This window comes from Nonomuraea sp. NPDC049309 (genome assembly GCF_043196965.1).
GTDB lineage: Bacteria > Actinomycetota > Actinomycetes > Streptosporangiales > Streptosporangiaceae > Nonomuraea > Nonomuraea fastidiosa.
In genome coordinates, this window is record NZ_JBICSH010000001.1 from 1,871,730 (window position 1) to 1,892,403 (window position 20,674).

The following is a 20,674-nucleotide window of genomic DNA, read 5'->3' on the forward strand; positions in this document are numbered from 1 at the left end:
ATCATCGGAGCCATGCTGGAGCTGGCCATTCTGGGATTCCTCCGGGATCAGCCGTTGCACGGATACGACCTGCGCACGCGCGTGGCCGCCCTGATGGGCCACGTACGCCCGATCGCCGACGGCACCCTCTACCCCGCGATCAAGCGCCTGGCCGACGCCGGCTGGGTGCTCAGGAAGGACGAGCCCGGCGTGGCCGCGGCGCCCCGCCGCATGCTGTACCTGACACCGGAGGGGCAGGCCGAGCTCGAACGCCGCCTGCGCGAGCCCGCCGACCTCGACATCAGCGACGAGAACCGGTGGTTCACGCTGCTCGCGTTCCTGCGGCACCTCGGGAAGCCGAAGGAGCAGGCGGCGGTGCTGCGGCGGCGGCTCGCCTTCCTGGAGGAGCCGACCAGCTTCTTCTACGACGGCGACCGGCCGATGGCCGCCGAGGAGTTCCCCGACCCGTTCCGCCAGGGCCTCCTCACCATCGCCCACGCCACCAGCCAAGCCGAGCTGACCTGGCTCCGCACCACCCTCGCCACCCTGGAAGCCCCGGGTTGAACCGCCCTCCTGCAGCGAGGAGGCCCCAGCACGGCGCTTGGACCGCCGCACATCGCCCTCACATCTACGCGACCCAAAGGCGCCCAGCCGCCCCCGGCCTCCGCCGCGCCGAACGCCCCGCCCCAAGCCCCGGAACAGACCGCTGGAATCCCGCCTCGAACCGCCCGATGCGCAGGCCAGGCCACCAAAGACCACGCGAGACGCACGGCGGTACGAGGCGGGCAGACACGAGCAGCGCGGCGTGACCGCGCGTTGTCGTGGCACGAGGCGGGCGGCCACAGGCACCGCGGTGGAGGTGCGGGCCGGACCACCGCGAGTCGCGCGTCACGCAGGAGTGGCCCTCCGCAAGCCACGAGAGCAAACGTCCGCGAGGGCGCGCCCGCCACGCGAGACGCAGACCGGACCCGCCGCGGAAAGCATGGACACGGGCCGGTCCTCCGCAAGCACCTGACGCCTGACGAGCGAAGAGCGCGTGCCGGGCCGCACAACACGCAAAGGGCATTGAGCGAGCCGCCACAAGCCGCGCGAGGTGCGAAGACACACGGGCGAACCGCGCAGAACACGCGAGGCACACAGAGGCGCCGGCGAACCACGCAAGACACGCGGAGCGCGAAGAGACACGGGGCAAACCGCAGCAAGACGGCGGGAGGCGCGTAAGAGCCGGGGGTGGGCCGCCACCACGCTCGGGGTGGTCGGTGCGCGGCGGCCCCAAAGGGGTTCTCGAAGTGAAAAGTCAGGACGGACTGGGGCTGGTGCGGGTGACGTCGCCGGTGACGGCGTCGACGGTGACCTCATGCTTGGTGCCGTCAGTCGTGACGACGTCGGACTCCCAGACGGTCTTGTCGCGCTCGTCGTCCAGCGCCAGCTCCGTGATGCGCCCCTCGGGCACCGCGGTGGCGATCTTGTCGGCGGCCTGGGCGTAGTCGAGCTTGGCCGCGGCCACCCGGTCGCGGAGCTCGGCCTTGTCGTCGGCGTCGTCCTGCTCGATGGTGGGGCCGGTGACGACCTTGCCGCCCTCCACGTCGAGCTCGTACTCCGTGCCGTCCTCGCTGACGACCTGGATCTCCCAGCGGCTGCCGTTCTCCTCGGTCTCCATGGAGATCACCTTGGAGCCGGGCACGGCCGCCACCGCCGCCTGCCCGGCCTGCTTCAGGTCCTCCAGGCTCTGCTCGGCGGAGCCCGGCGTGCCGGGGCTGCCGTTCGGTGTGGCCGGGCTGCCGTTCGGCGTGGCGGTGCCAGGGCTGATCGGTGTGTCGGTACTTTCGGCCGTAGGCGTGCCGAGGCTCGGCGACGACCGTACGGACAGCCGCTCGGCCTCGCTCGTCACCGCGCCGCAGCCTCCCGCGAGCACCGTGGCGCCGACCAGGGCACCGATGATCGACTTGTTCATACCCTGGACGCTGCCCGCTGGCAGGTAAAGCATTCTCCCAGGTCAGCCCACCCGCAACTGCCACTTACGCCGCCATCACCACACCTGGCGCCCCCACCGGGCACCACCACCGTCACCGCACCTGGCACCCTGATCAGACGTCACCACCGTCGCCGCACTGGCACCCTGATCGGGCCGCGCCGCCGTCGCCGCACCTGGCACCTGATCAGACACCACCGCCGTCGCCGAACACGCCTGCGCACTCGACGGCCCAACGCATCCGGCCATCGGCCAGGCAAGCCTCCCGCGCCGGACCATCGCCGAGCACACCTCCGTGCCCGTACAGCCCAACGCCTCCGAGCACCACCGGCAGACCCGCGCCCAGCCGTCACCGAGCGCGCCCCCCGTGTCCGGCCACCTCCACACCCATCCGCGCCCACGCTCGGGCATCCCCGCGGCTCAGCAGGCGCGAGCACGGGATCCGGGCACGCACACGGGAGCCGGCGAGGTGGCAGGCACCAGCGGCGGGCATAGCGGACACAGGCACGGGGCAAGCCGACGCGGGCGCGGGCACGATCACGGGCACGGGAGACGGGACGGCAGGCGCGAACGCGGACGTGAGCGCGGCAGGCACCGGCACAAGCGCAGCGGGCACAGGCATGGGGCGAGCCGACGCGGGTGCAGGCACGAATACGGGCACGGCAGGCACGAGCATGAGCACGGGCGCAGGCACGGGAGGCGAGGCGGCAGGCGCGAACGCGGACGTGAGCGCGGCAGACGCCGACACGAACACGGCGGGCACGACCGGCGAGCGCTGGCCCGAGCACAACCACGGCAAGCACCGGCACAGGCACGGCGGGCACAGGCACGGCGGGCACAGGCACGAGCGGTGTGCACGGCGGGCACAGGCACGGGGCGAACCGGCACGAGCACGGGCACGGGAGACGGGGCAGGCACGAACGCGGGCGTGGGCACGGCAGGTAGGAGCGGTGGGCGCGACAGGTGTGGGCACGGGATGCACGGGCGGCGAACGCGGGCGCCTTGGTCGGCGCTGAACCGTGCCCGGCGCGCAGCGTGGCGCCGTCTCCTGCGACGCTGCGCCACATCCGGTGAATAGCCCGGCGCCGCCAGCCCAGTCCTGCCCTGCGCGGGACTGCGCTACACCGGACCGCCCAGCCTGAGACCGCCCAGCCCGGGACCGCCCGGCCCGAGACCGCCCAGCCCGGGACCGCCCGGCCCGAGACCGCCCCTGCGCGAAACCGCTCAGCCCGGGACCACCCGGCTCGGGTCCGCCCCGCCCAGGGCCGCCGCGTTCGGTGTCGCCCCGCGTCGGTTACTCGACGCCCGCCTCGCGCATGTCGCGCAGCTCGCGCTTGAGCTCCTTGATCTCGTCGCGCAGCCGTGCCGCCACCTCGAACTGCAGGTCGGCCGCCGCCTGGTGCATCTGCTCGGTCAGCGACTCGATGAGGGACTCCATCTGCGCGCGCGGCATCTCGCCCGCGATGGCCTTGGCGTGCTGGCCGGCCTGGCGGGCGCTGAGGCCGGGCACGGGGGCCTTGCCACGGGACTGCTGGCGGCCGCCGCCCATGAGCTGCTGGGTGTCGGCGTCTTCGCGCTGGAGCGAGTCGAGGATGTCGGCGATCTTCTTCCGCAGCGGCTGCGGGTCGATGCCGTGGGCCTCGTTGTAGGCGATCTGCTTGGCCCGGCGCCGGTTGGTCTCGTCGATCGCCCGCTCCATGGACGGGGTGATCTTGTCGGCGTACATGTGGACCTGGCCGGACACGTTTCGGGCGGCGCGGCCGATGGTCTGGATGAGCGACGTCTCCGAGCGCAGGAAGCCCTCCTTGTCGGCGTCGAGGATGGCCACCAGCGACACCTCGGGCAGGTCGAGGCCCTCGCGCAGGAGGTTGATGCCGACCAGCACGTCGAACTCGCCGGTGCGCAGCTCGCGCAGCAGCTCGATGCGGCGCAGCGTGTCGACCTCGCTGTGGAGGTAGCGGACGCGGATGCCGAGCTCCAGAAGGTAGTCGGTGAGGTCTTCCGCCATCTTCTTGGTCAGCGTGGTGACGAGCACGCGCTCGTCGCGCTCGGCGCGCTCGCGGATCTCGTGGACCAGGTCGTCGATCTGCCCCTTGGTGGGCTTGACCACGATCTCGGGGTCGACCAGGCCGGTCGGGCGGATGACCTGCTCGACGACCTCGCCCTTGACCCGCCCCAGCTCGTACGGCCCCGGCGTGGCCGACAGGTAGACGGTCTGGCCGATGCGCTCCAGGAACTCCTCCCACTTCAGCGGCCGGTTGTCGAGCGCCGACGGCAGCCGGAAGCCGTGCTCGACCAGCGTGCGCTTGCGGGAGGCGTCGCCTTCGTACATGGCGCCGATCTGCGGGACGGTCTGGTGGGACTCGTCGAGGACCAGCAGGAAGTCTTCGGGGAAGTAGTCGAGCAGCGTGTTGGGCGCGCTGCCCGGCGGGCGGCCGTCCATGTGGCGCGAGTAGTTCTCGATGCCGTTGCAGGTGCCGATCTGGCGCATCATCTCGATGTCGTACGTGGTGCGCATGCGCAGCCGCTGGGCCTCCAGCAGCTTGCCCTGCCGCTCCAGCTCGGCCAGCCGCTCGGCCAGCTCGGCCTCGATGCCCGCGATGGCGGCGGCCATGCGCTCCTCGCCCGCGACGTAGTGGGAGGCGGGGAAGATGTAGAGCTCTTCGTCCTCCGTGATGACCTCGCCGGTGAGCGGGTGCATGGTGGAGAGCTTTTCGATCTCGTCGCCGAACATCTCGATGCGGACGGCGAGCTCTTCGTACTTCGGGATGATCTCGATGGTGTCGCCGCGCACCCGGAACGTGCCGCGGGTGAAGGCCATGTCGTTGCGGGTGTACTGCATGTCGACCAGGCGGCGCAGCAGCTGGTCGCGGTCGATGTCCATGCCGACGCGCAGGCGGGTCATGCGGTCGACGTATTCCTGCGGCGTGCCGAGGCCGTAGATGCACGACACCGATGCGACCACGACGGTGTCGCGGCGGGTGAGCAGGGAGTTGGTGGCCGAGTGGCGCAGCCGCTCGACCTCGTCGTTGATCGAGGAGTCCTTCTCGATGTAGGTGTCGCTCTGCGGGACGTACGCCTCCGGCTGGTAGTAGTCGTAGTAGGAGACGAAGTACTCGACCGCGTTGTTGGGCAGCATCTCGCGCAGCTCGTTGGCGAACTGCGCGGCGAGCGTCTTGTTGGGCTGCATGACCAGGGTGGGCCGCTGCAGCCGCTCGATCAGCCACGCGATGGTGGCGGTCTTGCCCGTGCCGGTGGCGCCGAGCAGCACGCTGTCCTTCTCCCCGGCCTTGATGCGGCGCTCCAGCTCGGCGATGGCCGTCGGCTGGTCGCCTGATGGAGTCATCTCGGTGACGACCTTGAACGGCGCCACCTTCCGCTGCAAATCAGTGACCGGTCGCATGGTGCCACTGTAGGCGGCCCGACCGACAGAAAAAGTCAGGCCGGAGGCCCGCGCGGGCGCCGGCGGCGACGGCGCGCCGGGATCCCTTACCGGGCAGGGGATGCGGCGCCGTGATGATCGCCGTTGGTCGCCTCACCGCTACAGCCAGCAATACCCATATGGCATCACATTGCAAGCGAACCGTAAGCCATACCCGATACGGTCGAATCCGCCTGTAGCGGAAAAGGAAGGTTCGATGTCACGACCCAGAGAGGCACTGATCCAAGCAGGACGGGGTGTAGCCCAAGCGGTGGCCCAAGGGGGTGACGTCCGCCAGGCCGTCGGACAGGCCATGGGACAGATGGCCGGCCAGGCCGGAGGAATGCCGAACCAGGGCGGTCAGCCGGGCCAGGGCTTCGCGCTGAACCCCCACGACTTCGCCGCGGCCCGCGACGGCGGTCAGGCGCTGGGCACGTCGATCGAGGCGAGGAGCGCCTCGCTGAACGAGGCCGGCGAGATCGTCAACCGCAGCTGGACCGAGAACGGGATGCACGTCATCTCCCCGGTGGTGATCCCCAAGAGCAGCACCGCCAAGGTGGTCGTGCCGCTGAGCATCCTGGTGCTGCTCGGCCTCATCGGCGCGCTCGGCAACATCATCCCCAACGCCGACGTGCTCTTCGGCCTCCACTACTGGATCGTGCTGGTGCTCGCCGCCGCGTTCCTGTGGTGGCGGCGCAGCGTCGTGATGGTGCCCGAGGGCTGCAAGGCGCTCATCACGCAGTTCGGCAAGCTGGTGCACATCGCCGACCCCGGGCGGGTGACGCTGTTCAACCCGTGGAAGCGGGTCAGCTACATCGTCAACACCACGCGCGAGTACCCGTTCAACGCCCCGATCAGCGAGGCGCCGACGCAGCAGGGCGTCAAGGCCAGCGTTGACCTGTTCCTGCAGTTCAGGATCGAGAACCCGGCCGAGTTCATCTTCGTGCTCGGCTCGGTCAGCGGTTTTCAGTCCAAGCTGCAGAACGCCATCAGCGAGGTCACCCGCTCCCTGATCTACGCCCAGCGGGCCGAGGAGATCTACGACCTCGTCGGCGAGAGCACGGTCGGCATGCTGGAGACCCTCAACCAGCAGTTCCTGCCCGCCGTACGGCTGACCGACGTCAACATCACGCACGCCGAGCCCTCCAGCCAGGAGTACCGCATGGACCTGGCCGCGCCCGAGATGGTGCGCGTCGCCAAGGAGGCCTACACCTACGAGTACGAGCTCCAGCTGCGCAAGGAGCAGAACGAGGGTGACCTGGTCAAGGAGCTGGCCGGGCTGCAGGAGACGCTGAGCGCCATCCAGGCGGAGATCGCGAGCTACCAGGCCCGCATGGACACCGCGCTCGAACGCGCCACCCACCAGGCGACCGCGCAGGCCAGGCAGCGCCTCATCGAGGCGGAGTCCAAAGCGAACGCCAACGCCGCGCTCCTGGAGGCGCAGGCGCTGGACATCAGGGCGCTGTCGGCAGCCGAGGCGCCCGAGATCCTCGACTACCGCTTCCAGCAGGACCTGCTGAACAAGCTGGAGTCCGTCGCCGCCAGGCTGCCCCAGGTGGTGCAGGTGGGCGACGAGACCGAGATCGACTTCCTGGCCCTCGCCCAGCAGCTCGTGGGCGGCAAGGACGCGGCGCTGTTCTCCGAGGAGGACATGGCCGCCATCCGCGGCAGGCTCGACGAGATCGCCGCGCGCGTCCGGGCCCGCGAGCCCGAGATCGCCGGTCTGCTGCAGAAGGCCGCGGCCGACGTCGAGGAGCCGCCGGACACGCCGCCGCAGACGCCGGCGGCCGACGCCGACCTCGAGCGCACGGTCGAGCGGCTGCTGCCGAACGGCCCGCACCGCGGACAGCCTGGGGGTGCCATCTGATGAGCAGGGAATTCTCGAAGATCAAGGAGTCGCTGGCCTCCTGGGGTGAGATCCGCCAGCTCCTGCGCGGCGGCGAGCAGGGCCAGCTCGTGCCGGTCGTCATCCCGAAGGACCGGCGCGGCTTCGCGTGGATGACGCTCATCTTCCTGGCGATCTACTTCGCCGGCATGGCCGTGCTGACCGATTTCACGCTCATCGCGGCGTTCGCCGCGCTGGTGTTCCTGCTGCTCGCGCTGCTCACGATATGGCGCAAGGCGATCATCGAGATCGAGGAGGGCACCACCGGCGTGCGCAGCCGCTGGGGCGCCATCACCGGCACGCTCCCGCCGGGCCGCCACTACCTGTGGCTGCCGTGGGACCGGGTGGACGCGGTGGTGGACACCTCGACGGAGATCCCGTACTCGGCGCCGATCGTGGCCTGCCCGACGGCCGAGAACGTGCCGCTGAAGTCGATCGAGTTCTTCCTGAAGTTCCGCATCGTGGACCCGGTCGCATTCGTGCGCACGATCGGCGCGAGCAACTTCGACCTGGTGCTCTCCAGCGCCGTGCAGGACGCCATCAGGCAGCGCAGCCGCAAGGTCCACACCGAGCGGGCCTACGACCTGCGCGGCTCCGACGTCGGCGACATGCAGGACGCGCTCAACCGCCAGCTCGGCCGCTACGGCGTGCGCATCACCGGCGCGAACATCCCCGACGTGCAGCTGCCCGACCAGTACCAGCAGCACCTGGCCACCCGCGAGAAGGTCGCCAAGGAGATGTCGGCCTACGAGCGCGAGTGGGAGCTGACCCGCAAGCGCCGCATCGACACGCTGCTGATGGAGATCGAGCGCTCGAAGAAGACCCGTGACGCCCGCGTGGTCGAGGTCAAGGCCGCCTACAACACCGCGCGCAAGGACGTGGCGCGCATGCTGGAGGAGCAGGAGACCGAGGCGCAGCGGGTGACGTGGGAGATCGAGGCGCGCGGCAGGGCCGAGCTGACCGCCGCCGAGAACGAGGCCAAGGCGCTGCGGCGGCTGGCCGAGTCGTACCGCGACAACCGGGCCGTGCTGCAGTACGAGCTGGCCCGCAAGCGTCTCGACGTGGGCGCCAAGCTCGCGGAGAACGCGCCGCAGCCGCTGGTCGTGCGCACCCAGCAGGGCCAGTCGGACTCCGCGCTCAGCACCCTCCTGCTCGCCCAGCTCCTCCCCCGCATCTCGGGAGCCGGAGCGGGAAACGTGAACGGTCACACGCCTTCCGCTTCCGCTTAGGAGAACCTCCATGGTGTTCCGCAGGCTGATGGCCGCGCTCGGCGCGGGCGTCGAGGTCGACACGGTGCTGGCCAACAAGGACGTACGGCCGGGAGAGCTGCTGCGCGGCGTCGTCCACTTCCGTGGCGGCAAGTCCGACTACAAGGTCGAGGGCATAGTCATCGACCTCACGGCCGTGGTCGAGGTCGAGTCGGGCGACAGCGAGTACAAGACGAGCTACAGCTTCCAGCGCACGCAGGTCGCCGGGGCGTTCCAGCTCGCGGCCGGGGAGCAGCACCAGCACCCGTTCGAGGTGCCGATCCCGTGGGAGACGCCGATCAGCGCGGTGGGCGGGTATCCGCTGCACGGCATGAAGCTGGGCGTGCACACGGAGCTGGCGCTGGCGGGCGCGCTCGACAAGAGCGACCTCGACCCGCTGTACGTCAGCCCGCTGCCGGCCCAGGACCACCTGCTCGCGGCGGTGGACCGGATGGGCTTCCGTTTCAAGAGCGCCGACCTGGAGCGGGGCACGCTGTACGGCTCGACGATGCCGTTCTTCCAGGAGATCGAGTACTACGCGGGAGGCCAGTGGCGGCGCCACTTCAACGAGCTGGAGCTGACGTTCATCGCCGGGCCGCGGCAGATGGACGTCATCCTGGAGGCCGACAAGAAGGGCGGTCTCCTGACCTCCGGCCACGACGCGTACAACCGCTTCACCGTGCGCTACGACGACCCGCCGCAGGCGGCGGAGGCGGCGCTGCAGCGCGGCCTGGAGGCGATGGCCCGGCGCAGGGGCTGGTTCTAGCGCGTCCTACAGCCGCGCCACCGCGAGCAGGTGGCCGCTGACCCCCAGCAGCGACGGCACGGACTCCACCCGGCGGGCGGCGTCGAGCAGCAGCTCGCGCCGCCCTTCGTCGTCCAGCCAGTCGTTGACGTCGCCGTAGAGCCAGAAGGCGCCCTCGAGGCCGTAGCGTCGCGGCTCGGGCAGCCCGGCGTCGGCGAACTCGCCGGGGATGTCGTCGGGGTCGTGCAGGTAGGCACGGAACCCGCTGTCGGCCGCGCCCTCCCCGGTGATGAGGATGCCGGTCTCCAGCGAGGCGTGCACGGCCGCGCGCCAGTCCTCCCGGGGGTAGATGCCGAGGTGCACGGTGTCGTGGAGCGCGGCGTACCGGCTGATGAAGGCGGCGGTGATCATCCCGCCCGGCTTGGCGGCGCGGCGGGCCTCGCGCAGCGCGCGCAGCCGGTCGTCGCGCTCGGGCAGGTGGTAGAGCGGGCCGAGCAGCAGCACCGCGTCCGCCTCGCCGTCGGGGACCGGCAGGTCACGGGCGTCGCCGAGGCGCGCCGTCACGCCGGGCAGCTCGCCCGCCTCGGCCACGTGCAGCGGCACCGGGTCGATCACCTCGACCTGGTAGCCCTCCTCGGCCAGCCATTCGGCGTGCACGCCGGTGCCGCCGCCCACGTCGAGCACGCGGGCGGGCGCCGGGGGCAGGGTGCGGCGCAGGACATCGCGCGTGCGCCAGTACTCCAGCCGGCCGCGTCCCTCTCGCAGCCGTGTACGCTCGCCGCCGCGCTCGTAGTAGGCCATGAGGACGGGATCTTCGATCATGGCTGGGGATCCTACGCGCCGCCGTGCGGGCCGGGCGAGCGAATATCCCCGGCGCAGGAGGGGATTCGCTCCTTTGCGCGAGCTGGCAGGGCCTTGGTGCGATCGTTACCATGACGTCAGGCACTGACTGATCATGAGACGGCGGGGCGGGGGCGCATGGGACGGTTCAAGGCGGCGATGCGCACGACCGCCCTGTGGGGGGCGCGCAACGCCGACGGCGCCATCGCGCTCGGGCTGGCGTTCGTGGTGGGCGTGCTCGGCATCCTGCCGCCGGAGCTCTTCGGCCCCGAGGGCGAAGAGATCCAGACGCAGCTCGTGAACGCGTCCGCCCTGGTGATCATGGCGCTGGTGGCCACCGCGCTGCTGCGCGACCGCGCCCGCCAGGCCCCCGTGGAGAAGACGATCACCTCGGGCGCGCTGGCCGAGCTGCCGATCAGGCTGGCCCGCCTGGAGGAGATCGAGACGCTGGTCCACAGCACCCGGCACGCGCTCGACGCGCTGCAGCTCGTCCGCGTGCTGGGCAGCAAGCAGGAGATCGCGCAGTGCCACGCCGAGGCCAGGCGCGACACCACCCGGTGGATCTTCAAGGGCGGCACCGGCACCTACCTGCGGGCCGTCACGCTGCCGGAGTGCGTGGCCGCCGCCCGCAGGGACAAGCGCCACCTCACCGTCCGCGTCGAGGTCATCGATCCCTCCGACCTCGAGGTGTGCGAGACGTACGCCCACTACCGCCGCTCGCTGTCCGACGCCCCCGACGGCACCGGCGAGATGTGGACGACCGACCGGGTCAGGAAGGAGTCGTACGCGACGGTGCTGGCCGCCTTCTGGCACCGCCAGCGCTACGGCCTGCTCGACATCGGCGTCGCGCTGTCGTCCACGATGACCACGTTCCGCTGGGATCTGTCGTCCAGCCGCGTGATCATGACGGTCGAGGACCCCAACAAGGCCATGACGGCGCTCAGGGGCACCTTCTACTACGAGAACTGCGACACCGAGCTGCGGCTCAGCTTCGAACAGGCGCGGCGGGTGCCGCTGGAGATGTACCGGAAGGTGCCGCTGAGCGACGAGCCCACCATCGAGGAGGTGCAGGAGCTGTTCGAGCGCGTGGGCCTGCCCCTGCCCAGGTCGTACAACGGGCGCGACGTCGTCGACATCACCCGCAAGGCGCTGCGAGCCATGGACCCGTACGCATGAGCATCGAAGGGGTGCGGCGGCTGGTGGACGAGGGGCGCGCGAGGTCGTGGGCCTTAGCGGAGCTGTCGCGGCCCGGCCTGACCGCGGTGCGCCACCCGCTCGGGTTCGTCTGCCTGCCGATCGAGCGCGACGGCGGCGACGGCGTGTGCCTGCACGTGTGGTCCGGGTCGCTCGCCCACACCGAGGTCACCACCTCGCAGATCCACTGCCACAGCTGGGACCTCGTCAGCCACGTGCTCTACGGGCAGGTCCGCAACGTGCACGTCGTCGTCACCGACGCGGGAGCCGACGCCACCCACCGCGTCTACGAGGTGGTCAGCGGCGCCGACGGCGACCGCATCTCCCCCACCGGGCGCACCGTGCGCCACGCGACGGGCTCGGTGGAGGTGTTCGGGCCCGGTGACACGTACACGCTGGCCGCCGACCGCTTCCACAGCAGCGTCGTGCCGGAGGATGGTGAGGCGGCCACCATCGCGCTCGGCCGCGGCAGGCCGGGCGCCCGCGACCTGTCGCTGGGACCGCTCGACGGCGCCGCCCACCACGTGGCGCGGCAGCCGCTCGACGCCGAGGAGACGGCGCTGGCCGTCCGCCTGATCACCGCGCATCTGACCTGAGAGGGCAACGCCGATGGACCTGGACCACGCTCGCACGGTCGCCGTCGAAGCCGCCGAGGCCGCGGGGGCGCTGATCCGGGAGGGCACGCGGCGCAGCCTGCGGGTGCACGCCAAGGGCGACGCCGGCGACGTCGTGACCGACCTCGACATCGCGTCGGAGAAGCTGCTGCTGGAGCGGATCCTGACGGCCTTCCCGTCGCACGCGGTGATCGCCGAGGAGTCGGGGCTGAACGGCGCGGCGGGCTGCGAGTGGACGTGGCTGGTCGATCCGCTCGACGGCACCAACAACATCGCCATCGGGCTGCCCGCGTACGTGGTGGGGGTGGCGCTGTGCCGGGCCGGACGGCCGCAGCTCGGCGTGGTGCACGACCCGGTCTCGGCGCAGACGTGGTCGGCCATCAGGGGCAGGGGCGCGCTGTCCTCGTCGGGCCGGCGGCTGTCGGCCCCGTACGCGCCGAGCCCGCACGGGCCGCTGCTGGCCTGGATCCAGGGGTACGGCATCGCCAGGGACGACGCGACCGTGCTGAGGCTGAAGGCGGCGCTCGAGTTCCACGCCCGCCGGGTGCTGCAGCTGTGGACGCCGCTGCTGTCGTGGGCGATGCTGGCCCGCGGCGACATCGACGGCATCGTGGGCTACCGCACCGGCGTGGTGGACCTGCCGGCGGGCGCGCTGCTCGCGCAGGAGGCGGGCATCGAGATCAGGGCGCTGGACGGCGGCCCGTACGACGACCGCATCCAGGGCGCGGCCGAGGAGCGCAGCTACGTGGCGGCCCATCCGCGCGCCCTGCCCGGCCTGCTCGCGCTGCTGCGATGACGCCCTGAACTGGTCAGCCGGACGCGACGAGCGCCCACACCGTCGCCGCCGTGCCCACGATCGCGAGGCCGGCGCCGGTGAGCAGGAAGCGCGGCATCGGCACGGCCACGTCGTGGCGGCGGCACGACTCGAACCACAGCAGCGTGGCGAGCGACGCCCACGGCGTGATGACCGGGCCGACGTTGGTGCCGGCCAGCAGCGCCAGCAGGTGGTCCTGCTGGACCGCCGGGATGACGATCTCGACCGCCTTGTACGCCGGCAGGTTGTTGATCAGGTTGGCCAGCCCGGCCCCCACGGCGGCGATGCGCAGCGGGTCGTCGTCGGTGCCGATCAGCCAGGTCATCAGCGCCGACAGGCCGTGCCCGCTGAGCGTGGGCACCACCAGGAACAGCCCGGTCACGAAGACGACGAGCTGCCACGGGATGAGGCTCCACGTCAGCCGCTCGCGGGCGCGCACCACGAACGCGGCCACGACGATCACCGCCGCCGCCACGGCCGCCACCGCGACGTGCGCCCCGAACAGCAGCAGCACGATGAACAGCAGGCAGCCGGCCGCCGCCGCCGCGAACAGCACCCGGTCGGCCACCGGCTCCAGCACCGGTGGGACGTAGCGCAGGTCGCGCCGCTCGCCCCTGCGCCAGAAGAACACCCACAAGAACGCCATCGTCACCGCGATCGCGGCGAGCTGGGGCGCCCACATGCGGGCGGCGAACTCCTGCGTGGTAAGACCGATCTTGGTCATGCCGAGGAGGTTCGTCAGGTTGGAGACCGGCAGCAGCAGGCTCGCGGTGTTGGCCAGCCAGATCGTCGTCATCGCCAAAGGCAGGGCGGCGATGCGGGCGCGGGGTGCCAGGGCCAGCATCACGGGGGTGAGCAGGACGGCCGTCGTGTCCAGGTTCAAAAAGATCGTGACGAGGGACGCGAAGGCCGTGCAGAGGAGGAAGAGCGCGGCGTAGTTGCCGCGGCCGAGCACCGCCATCCTCGCCGCGATCGCGTCGAAGACCTGCGCCTCCTTGGTCAGCTCGGCCACCACGATGATCGCCACCAGGAAGACGAGCAGCGGACCGATCTCGCTCAGGCTCTCGACGGCCGCCTCCCACGGCAGCAGCCCGGTCGCCACGAAGACCAGCCCCAGGATCAGCAGCCCGATCCTGATCCAGTCGAGTACGCCAAGACGCCGCAACACCCGACGATGATCGCACACGCGCTGCGAAACGCCGATCCCACAGGAGATACTGAACAGATGGCACGTGACGGCAGGCCGACCGACATCTTCGTCAGCTACTCCCCGGCCGACACGGCCTGGGCGACCTGGATCGCGTGGGAGCTCGAGGCGGCGGGCTACAAGACCATGATCCAGGCGTGGGACTTCGTGCCCGGCACCAACTTCATCGACTTCATGGACCGCGGCGTCAGCGAGGCCAAGCTCGTCGTGGCCGTGCTCTCGCGCAACTACCTGGGCTCGCGCTACGGCCGCATGGAGTGGCAGGCCGCGCTGCGCGCCGACCCCGACAACCCGTCCAACAAGCTCGTCACCATCCGCCTGGAGGACGTGCCGCTCGAAGGGCTGCTGTCCACCATCACCTGGGTGGACCTGCTGGGCGTCACCGACCCGGGCCAGGCCAGGGCGCTGCTGCTCGGCAGGGTCAGGGAGGCGCTGGCGGGCCGCGCCAAGCCGGAGGTCCCGCCCGCGTTCCCCGACGGCTCGTCGGTGCCCGCCGCGCCGCCGGCCCCGCCCGCGCTGCCCGAGCCCGCCGAGCCGGCCAGGGCCAGGCGCAGGCCGGTCACCGCGCCGGCGTTCCCGCCCGCCGCGGCCACCGCGCGCGGGCGCGAGACGATCAGCGTGCTGCACATCGGCGGCCCCCGCTTCGGCCGGGCGCTGCCCGACCCGGGCGACCCGTTCACGCCCGAGGACATGCAGGCCCGCATCTGGGCCGACCTGACCGCCATGTACGACCGCGGCATGCCGCGCCCCGACCTCATGGTCATCGCCGGCGACCTCACCGAGTCGGGCACGCTCGGCCAGTTCGGGCAGGCCACCCGGTTCGTCACCGACCTGCGGCTGCTGCTCGGCCTGGAGCCGCACCGGCTCATCCTGCTGCCCGGCCCGCGCGACGTCACCAAGGCCGCCGCCAGCGCCTACTTCCTGACCTGCGAGGCCGACGACGTCGCGCCGCAGCCGCCCTACTGGCCCAAGTGGCGGCACTTCGCCTCCCTGTTCGGCGAGGTCTACCAGGGCCTGGACGACCGGGTGTTCGACGGCGGGCAGCCGTGGACCCTGTTCGAGGTGCCCGACCTGCAGGTGGTCGTGGCGGGGCTCAACTCCACGATGGCGATGAGCCATCTGGAGCGCGACGCGTACGCGATGATCGGGGAGGCGCAGGCGGCCTGGTTCGCCGAACGGCTGCGCCCCTACGAGGAGCGCGCCTGGCTGCGCCTGGGCGCGATGGGCCACCCGCCGGCCGAGCTGCGCGACGCCGCCACCTACCAGCGGCTCCTCGGTCACCGCATCAACCTGCTCTTCCACGGCGGCACGGGCCCGGCGGGCGAGGGCCACATCGCCGCGCCGCGCGCCGGACGCCACCAGGTGATCGAGATCGGCCCCGACGGGCTGCGCACGTGGCTGCCCGACGCGGGCCGGCCCGAGCGGGTGCGCGCCAGGTGGCGCTCGGCGCAGACCACGTTCACCGGGCAGACCCCGCCCGCGCCGCCGCCCGCGCCCGAGCCCGAGCGGCGCGCGCCCAGCCCCGTCGAGCTGCTGCTCGACCGCATCGCCGAGGTGTGCGAGGCGCGGCACGAGCGGGCCAGGATCCGCAGGTTCGACGCCCATCTCGTGGTCACGCACCCCGAGGACGGGTTCGTCAGGCAGACCATGATCGGCGCGTACGTCGGCGAGCCCACCGTGGAGAGCGCCGCCCCGTTCGTGCGGACGGCCCACGCCGCCGGGCTCTCGGCCGAATTGGTCTACCAGGGGCCGCCCGCGCCGCGCGCGGTCCGCGACGAGCTCATGCGCAAGGGCGTGCGGCTGCGCAGCTTCACCGAGTTCCAGGGCCTGCTCGACCTGAGCGGCTACGTCGCCGAGCAGACCGCGCGGCTCGCCTCCGACCGCCGCTACCCGCCCAGCCTGTACGTCCCCCAGCGCTACCGCGAGCTCGACCGCCCCGGCAGCCAGGTCAAGTCGGGCCTGACCGACGAGCTGATGCGGCTGCTGTCGGCCGACCACGGCCGTTTCGTGCTGCTGCTCGGCGACTTCGGTCACGGCAAGACGTTCGCGCTGCGCGAGCTGGCCCGCCGCATCCCCACGGAGCTGCCGCACCTGACGCCGATCCTCATCGAGCTGCGCGCGCTCGACAAGGCGCACTCGGTGGACGCGCTGGTGGCGGCCCACCTGGCGAGCCACGGCGAGGAGGTCATCGACCTCAAGGCCTTCCGCTACCTGCTGCGGCAGGGGCGGATCGTGCTGCTGTTCGACGGTTTCGACGAGCTGGTGACCCGCCTGACCTACGACCGCGCGGCCGACCACCTGGCCACGCTGCTCGCCGCCGCCGAGGACAAGGCGAAGATCGTGGTGGCCAGCCGTACCCAGCACTTCAAGTCGCACAGCCAGGTGCTGACCTCGCTGGGCGAGATGGTGGGCGTGCTGCCGCAGCGCAGGGTGCTCGGCGTCGAGAACTTCGCGCCCGACCAGATCAGCTCCTACCTCGCCAACAGGTTCGGCGACGACGCCGAGGCGAGCGCCCGCATGGCGCTGATGCGGGAGATGGAGGACCTGCTCGCGCTGGCCCAGAACCCGCGCATGCTGAGCTTCATCGCCGACCTCGACGCCGACCGCCTCCGTACGGTGGCCCGCGCCCGCCACACGATCAGCCCGGCCCTGCTGTACGAGGAGATCCTCACCTCCTGGCTGACGTTCGAGGAGCGGCGGGCCAAGGTGCCGGGCTCGACCGGCGGGCTGAGCGTGGACGAGCTGTGGCAGGCGGTGACGGCGCTGGCGGTGCGGCTGTGGGAGTCGGGCGAGTCGCTGCTCGGCATGGACGAGCTGACCGAGATCGGCGAGACGCTGACCGACCTGGCCGACGGGCAGCTCACGGCCGCGCACGCGGCGTTCCGCATGGGCTCGGGCAGCCTGCTGGTGCGCACCGAGGAGGGCATGTTCGGGTTCATCCACACCTCGGTGATGGAGTGGCTGATCGCCCGCCACATCGCCGCGACCATGGACGACCCCGAGCTGCTGTCGCGCCGGCCGCTGTCGGCGCTGACCGTGGAGTTCCTGTGCGACCTGGCCGACGTGCGGGCGCTGCGCGCCTGGGTGAACGACCCGCCGCCGGACGACGTCTCGCGCGCCAACGCCGTCAAGATCGCCGCCAGGCTGCGCACGCCCGCGCGTACGGACCTGCGCGGCGCCAACCTCAAGGGCGAGGACCTGTCGGCCCGCGACCTGCGCGAGGTGGACCTGACCGGCGCGGACCTGTCGGAGGCGACGCTGGTCGGCACCAACCTGTCCAGGGCCGTGCTGCGCGACGCCCGCCTGGCCGGGGCCCGGCTCGACGGCGCCCAGCTCACCGGGGCCGACCTGCGCGGCGCCGACCTGTCGGGGGCGCGCCTCGCCCGCGTCGATCTGAGCGACGCGGCCGTCGAGGGCGCCCGCTGGCACCGCGCCACGCTCATCGACGTGACCGGCACGCTGCCGCGCCTGCCCGGCGCCGCCGTGGTGCCGGGGCAGCCGGTCGAGGTGGAGTTCGCACCGGCCGGCATCGGCGTCCCGTACGGCTACCACTTCCAGACCAGCCGCCTGCCGGAGCCGATCGCCTACAGCCCCGACGGCGCGACCATCGCGGTCGGCAACGAGGACGGCGGCGTGCTGCTGTGCGTCGGCGGCGCGCCCGTGCGCACGCTGCAGGGCCACCGGGGCCGCGTCTACGCCGTGACGTTCGCCGGCGACCTCATGGCGACCGGCGCGAGCGACGGCGTGGTGCTGCTGTGGGACGCGCTGACCGGCGAACCCGTGCGCCGCCTCGACGGCCACCCGGGTGGCGTCTGGCCGCTGCGGCTCAGCCCCTCGGGCGACCTGGTGGCGGCGGGCGGCGGCGACGGCGTCGTACGCGTGTGGGAGACCGCCACGGGGCGGCTGCTGCACGAGCTGACCGGGCACCAGGCGCCGATCTACACCGCCTCGTTCGGCCGCTCGGCCCTCGTGACCGGAGACGCGGCGGGCGTCGTACGCGTGTGGGACATCGGATCGGGGCAGATGAAGGAGACGCTGGGCGAGCATCGCGGCAGCGTCTACCGCGTCGTGCACAGCCCCGACGAGCGGCTGCTCGCCACCGGCGACGAGGCGGGCACCGTACGCCTGTGGGACACCGCCACCTGGACCCGCCTGCACGAGCTGACCGGCCACTTCGGCAGCGTCTACTCGCTGGCGTTCTCGCCCGACGGGACGCTGCTGGCCAGCGGCGACACGGCCGGCGCGGTACGCCTGTGGACCTCGACCGGCGAGACTCGCGGCGTGCACGCCACCCACGCCACCAACGTCTACCAGGTCGCCTTCAGCCCCGGCGGGCAGATCCTGGCCAGCGGCGACGCCAACGGCGTCGTGCGGCTGCAGCGCGTGGGCGACTCCGGCAAGATCGAGCTGACCGGCCACCGCAGCTCGGTGTGGCCGTTCGTGTTCAGCCCCGACGGGCAGCAGCTCGCCACCAGCAGCAACGACGGCACCGTACGCCTGTGGGACCCGCAGACCGGCCAGTGCCAGCGGGTGCTGCGCGGCCACGGCCGCCGCATCTCCTCCGTCGCCTTCAGCGCCGACGGCTCGATGCTGGCCACCAGCGGCAACGACGGCATCGTACGGCTGTGGGAGCCGCGCACCGGCCGCCGGCTGCGCGAGTTCACCGGCAGCTCCGACCGGCTCATCTCGGCCTCCTTCTCCCCCGCCGGCCCGGTGCTCGCCACCGCGAGCAACGACGGTGGCGTGCACTTCTGGAACGCCTCCACCGGCGACTACGAGCGCGAGCTCAACGCCGAGACCGAGCACGTGTGGGCCGAGGCGTTCAGCCCCGACGGCGACCTGCTCGCCACGGCCAACGACGACGACACCGTGCGCCTGTGGTACCGGCCGACCGGGCGGCCCTCCGGCAACCTGGCCGAGCATCGCGGCCGGGTGCGCTCGATCGCCTTCAGCCCGGACGGCGCCTACGTGGCCACCGGCTGCGACGACACGCTCGTCCGCATCTGGCACATCCGCACGGGCCGCCGCGTCGCCGTCCTGGAAGGACACACCGACCGGGTCTACTCCGTCTCCTACTCCCCCGACGGGCGCCACCTCGTCAGCGCCGGCAACGACGGCCGGGCCCTGGTGTGGGAGCTGCCGCCCGGCCTGGCGCCGCGCCTGGTGCACACGCTGCGGCACGAGGGGCGGCTGTGGAGCGCGGCGTTCAACGGAACGGGCTCGCTGCTGGCCACCGGAGGCGACGACGCGCTCATCCGCGTCTACGACGCCGCCACCGGCGACCTGCGGCGCATCCTGGCCGGGCACAACCGCCGCATCTGGTCGGTCGCCTTCAGCCCCGTGCCCGACTCCGAGCTGCTGGCCAGCGCCGGCGACGACGGCGTGGTCATCCTGTGGGAGGGCGACCGGCGGCTGGCGACGCTGCTGGGCCTGCCCGAGGGGTGGGCGGCCATCGCGCCCGACGGCCGCTACAAGGTGCAGGGCGAGCCCGGCGGGCAGTTCTGGCACGTGGTCGGGATGGAGCGGTTCGAGCTGGGCGAGCTGGACGCGTACCTGCCGGAGGTGCGGCAGGTGCCGCTCGACGAGCCGTTCTAGCGCTCTGTGCCGCCCGGTGCCGGCGCGCGTGAGCCGTTCGACCAGGCTCAGGCGCGACCGGCGCGCCGCAACAGCTCGTCCCAGACCTCGGACACGCGAGCGTCGAGATCGTCGAGCGAGCCGTCGTTGGGGATCACGATGTCCGCGGCGGCCAGCCGCTCGTCCCGGCTCGCCTGGGCGGCGATGCGGGCCTTGGCGTCGGTCTCCGCCATGCCGCGGTGCTCGGCCAGGCGGCGGATGCGCAGCTCGTCGGGGGCGTCGACGACGATCACCACGTCGTACATGGAGGCCAGGTCGTTCTCCACGAGCAGCGGCACGTCGTACACCACGATCGCGTCGTCGGGGGCCGTGCGCAGCAGCTCCGCCACCCGCTCCCCCACCAGCGGATGCACGATCGCGTTGAGCGCCGCCAGCTTCTCCGAGTCGTTGAAGACGATCGAGCCGAGCTTCTCGCGGTTGAGCGAGCCGTCGGGACGCAGCACGTCCTCGCCGAACGTCTCCACCACCCGCGCCAGCCCCGGCGTGCCGGGCTCGACCACCTCGCGGGCGATCACGTCGGCGTCGATCACCATCGCGCCCCTGGCCGCGAGCCGCTTGGACACCTCGCTCTTGCCGGAACCGATCCCGCCGGTGAGCCCGATCTTCAACATGCGGGAAAGCCTATCGCCCGCCGCCCCAGCGGCTCCTCAAGCCGCCGGCTGCGGCGTCATGCGCAGGTGGATCAGGGTCAGGTGGTCGTCCATGCGCTCGCGGTGGGTCTCGCGGTAGCCCAGCCTGCGGTACAGGCGCAGGTTGGGCTCCGACAGGTGGCCGGTGAACAGGTCGAACGCCTGCGCGTCCGGCACCCGCTCGTGCAGGGCGCGCAGCAGGGCCGTACCGATGCCCCTGCCCTGGAGGTCGGGGGCGACGACCAGCCGGCCGACCAGGCAGGTGGTGCCGGCCAGGCGGCCGCGTACGGCGCCGACGATGCGGCCCGACTCGACGGCCTTGAGCACCACCGCGTCCTCGATGACCTTGCGTACCTGCTCCAGCGACTCGACCAGCGGCGGGATGTAGGGGTCACCGTACAGCTGGGCCTCACTGACGTAGGCCGCCCGCTGCACGGTCAGGACCTCGCCCGCATCGCCGGGCACCGCCTGCTCGATCACCACCCGCCGCAGC

The 20,674-nt window shown here is 72.0% G+C and carries 14 protein-coding genes; 8 read left to right on the forward strand and 6 right to left on the reverse strand.

Annotated features, from left to right (window positions below):
• The first annotated feature begins 12 nt into the window (after positions 1 to 12).
• Positions 13 to 543: a PadR family transcriptional regulator gene (locus ACGFIM_RS08490; protein ID WP_393196727.1), complete on the forward strand. Its 531-nt coding sequence runs from the start codon at positions 13 to 15 to the stop codon at positions 541 to 543.
• Between the two features lie 733 nt (positions 544 to 1,276).
• Here the strand turns inward: ACGFIM_RS08490 and ACGFIM_RS08495 are convergent.
• Both ACGFIM_RS08495 and uvrB read right to left on the reverse strand, forming a co-directional pair.
• Positions 1,277 to 1,933 carry a PepSY domain-containing protein gene (locus ACGFIM_RS08495; protein WP_393196730.1) on the reverse strand — a complete coding sequence of 219 codons (657 nt, stop codon included), beginning with the start codon at positions 1,931 to 1,933 and terminating at the stop codon, positions 1,277 to 1,279.
• A 1,312-nt stretch (positions 1,934 to 3,245) separates the two neighbouring features.
• On the reverse strand, positions 3,246 to 5,354 hold the full coding sequence (gene uvrB, locus ACGFIM_RS08500; RefSeq protein ID WP_393196733.1) for an excinuclease ABC subunit UvrB: 2,109 nt from the start codon (positions 5,352 to 5,354) through the stop codon (positions 3,246 to 3,248).
• A 235-nt stretch (positions 5,355 to 5,589) separates the two neighbouring features.
• Here uvrB and ACGFIM_RS08505 point away from each other — a divergent pair, with 235 nt between their 5' ends.
• Genes ACGFIM_RS08505 through ACGFIM_RS08515 form a run of 3 tightly spaced genes read left to right on the forward strand, consistent with a single transcriptional unit; the run spans position 5,590 to position 9,270 of the window.
• A complete protein-coding gene (locus ACGFIM_RS08505; RefSeq protein ID WP_393196736.1) occupies positions 5,590 to 7,239 on the forward strand; it encodes an SPFH domain-containing protein in 1,650 nt (549 codons plus the stop codon).
• Positions 7,239 to 8,486 (forward strand): SPFH domain-containing protein, encoded by a 1,248-nt coding sequence (locus ACGFIM_RS08510; RefSeq protein ID WP_393196739.1) that lies wholly within the window; start codon positions 7,239 to 7,241, stop codon positions 8,484 to 8,486. The genes ACGFIM_RS08505 and ACGFIM_RS08510 overlap by 1 nt, the downstream gene beginning before the upstream one ends.
• A 10-nt stretch (positions 8,487 to 8,496) precedes the next feature.
• Entirely contained in the window at positions 8,497 to 9,270 is a 774-nt protein-coding gene (locus ACGFIM_RS08515) for a sporulation protein (RefSeq protein WP_393196742.1), read from the forward strand.
• A gap of 6 nt (positions 9,271 to 9,276) precedes the next feature.
• Here the strand turns inward: ACGFIM_RS08515 and ACGFIM_RS08520 are convergent, their stop codons facing one another.
• Positions 9,277 to 10,071: a class I SAM-dependent methyltransferase gene (locus tag ACGFIM_RS08520; RefSeq protein ID WP_393196745.1), complete on the reverse strand. Its 795-nt coding sequence runs from the start codon at positions 10,069 to 10,071 to the stop codon at positions 9,277 to 9,279.
• Positions 10,072 to 10,227: 156 nt separating this feature from the next.
• Here ACGFIM_RS08520 and ACGFIM_RS08525 point away from each other — a divergent pair, with 156 nt between their 5' ends.
• Genes ACGFIM_RS08525 through ACGFIM_RS08535 form a run of 3 tightly spaced genes read left to right on the forward strand, consistent with a single transcriptional unit; the run spans position 10,228 to position 12,693 of the window.
• Entirely contained in the window at positions 10,228 to 11,265 is a 1,038-nt protein-coding gene (locus ACGFIM_RS08525; RefSeq protein ID WP_393196748.1) for a hypothetical protein, read from the forward strand.
• A complete protein-coding gene (locus tag ACGFIM_RS08530; RefSeq protein ID WP_393196751.1) occupies positions 11,262 to 11,879 on the forward strand; it encodes a hypothetical protein in 618 nt (205 codons plus the stop codon). The genes ACGFIM_RS08525 and ACGFIM_RS08530 overlap by 4 nt, the downstream gene beginning before the upstream one ends.
• A gap of 13 nt (positions 11,880 to 11,892) precedes the next feature.
• Positions 11,893 to 12,693, forward strand: a complete 801-nt coding sequence (locus ACGFIM_RS08535) for an inositol monophosphatase family protein (RefSeq protein ID WP_393196754.1) — start codon at positions 11,893 to 11,895, stop codon at positions 12,691 to 12,693.
• Positions 12,694 to 12,706: 13 nt separating this feature from the next.
• Here the strand turns inward: ACGFIM_RS08535 and ACGFIM_RS08540 are convergent, their stop codons facing one another.
• Positions 12,707 to 13,879 (reverse strand): SLC13 family permease, encoded by a 1,173-nt coding sequence (locus ACGFIM_RS08540; RefSeq protein WP_393196757.1) that lies wholly within the window; start codon positions 13,877 to 13,879, stop codon positions 12,707 to 12,709.
• 57 nt (positions 13,880 to 13,936) lie between these two features.
• Here ACGFIM_RS08540 and ACGFIM_RS08545 point away from each other — a divergent pair, with 57 nt between their 5' ends.
• Positions 13,937 to 19,513 carry a TIR domain-containing protein gene (locus ACGFIM_RS08545; protein WP_393196760.1) on the forward strand — a complete coding sequence of 1,859 codons (5,577 nt, stop codon included), beginning with the start codon at positions 13,937 to 13,939 and terminating at the stop codon, positions 19,511 to 19,513.
• A gap of 47 nt (positions 19,514 to 19,560) precedes the next feature.
• Here the strand turns inward: ACGFIM_RS08545 and coaE are convergent, their stop codons facing one another.
• Positions 19,561 to 20,163, reverse strand: a complete 603-nt coding sequence (gene coaE / locus ACGFIM_RS08550) for a dephospho-CoA kinase (RefSeq protein WP_393196763.1) — start codon at positions 20,161 to 20,163, stop codon at positions 19,561 to 19,563.
• A gap of 36 nt (positions 20,164 to 20,199) precedes the next feature.
• Entirely contained in the window at positions 20,200 to 20,661 is a 462-nt protein-coding gene (locus ACGFIM_RS08555; protein ID WP_393199660.1) for a GNAT family N-acetyltransferase, read from the reverse strand.
• Positions 20,662 to 20,674 lie beyond the last annotated feature (13 nt).

Bases quoted from the DNA above. Each gene is read 5' to 3' on its own strand.
- ACGFIM_RS08490 (WP_393196727.1), top strand. From the start codon at position 13: ATGCTGGAGCTGGCCATTCTGGGATTCCTCCGGGATCAGCCGTTGCAC.
- ACGFIM_RS08495 (WP_393196730.1), bottom strand. From the start codon at position 1,933: ATGAACAAGTCGATCATCGGTGCCCTGGTCGGCGCCACGGTGCTCGCG.
- uvrB (WP_393196733.1), bottom strand. From the start codon at position 5,354: ATGCGACCGGTCACTGATTTGCAGCGGAAGGTGGCGCCGTTCAAGGTC.
- ACGFIM_RS08505 (WP_393196736.1), top strand. From the start codon at position 5,590: ATGTCACGACCCAGAGAGGCACTGATCCAAGCAGGACGGGGTGTAGCC.
- ACGFIM_RS08510 (WP_393196739.1), top strand. From the start codon at position 7,239: ATGAGCAGGGAATTCTCGAAGATCAAGGAGTCGCTGGCCTCCTGGGGT.
- ACGFIM_RS08515 (WP_393196742.1), top strand. From the start codon at position 8,497: ATGGTGTTCCGCAGGCTGATGGCCGCGCTCGGCGCGGGCGTCGAGGTC.
- ACGFIM_RS08520 (WP_393196745.1), bottom strand. From the start codon at position 10,071: ATGATCGAAGATCCCGTCCTCATGGCCTACTACGAGCGCGGCGGCGAG.
- ACGFIM_RS08525 (WP_393196748.1), top strand. From the start codon at position 10,228: ATGGGACGGTTCAAGGCGGCGATGCGCACGACCGCCCTGTGGGGGGCG.
- ACGFIM_RS08530 (WP_393196751.1), top strand. From the start codon at position 11,262: ATGAGCATCGAAGGGGTGCGGCGGCTGGTGGACGAGGGGCGCGCGAGG.
- ACGFIM_RS08535 (WP_393196754.1), top strand. From the start codon at position 11,893: ATGGACCTGGACCACGCTCGCACGGTCGCCGTCGAAGCCGCCGAGGCC.
- ACGFIM_RS08545 (WP_393196760.1), top strand. From the start codon at position 13,937: ATGGCACGTGACGGCAGGCCGACCGACATCTTCGTCAGCTACTCCCCG.
- coaE (WP_393196763.1), bottom strand. From the start codon at position 20,163: ATGTTGAAGATCGGGCTCACCGGCGGGATCGGTTCCGGCAAGAGCGAG.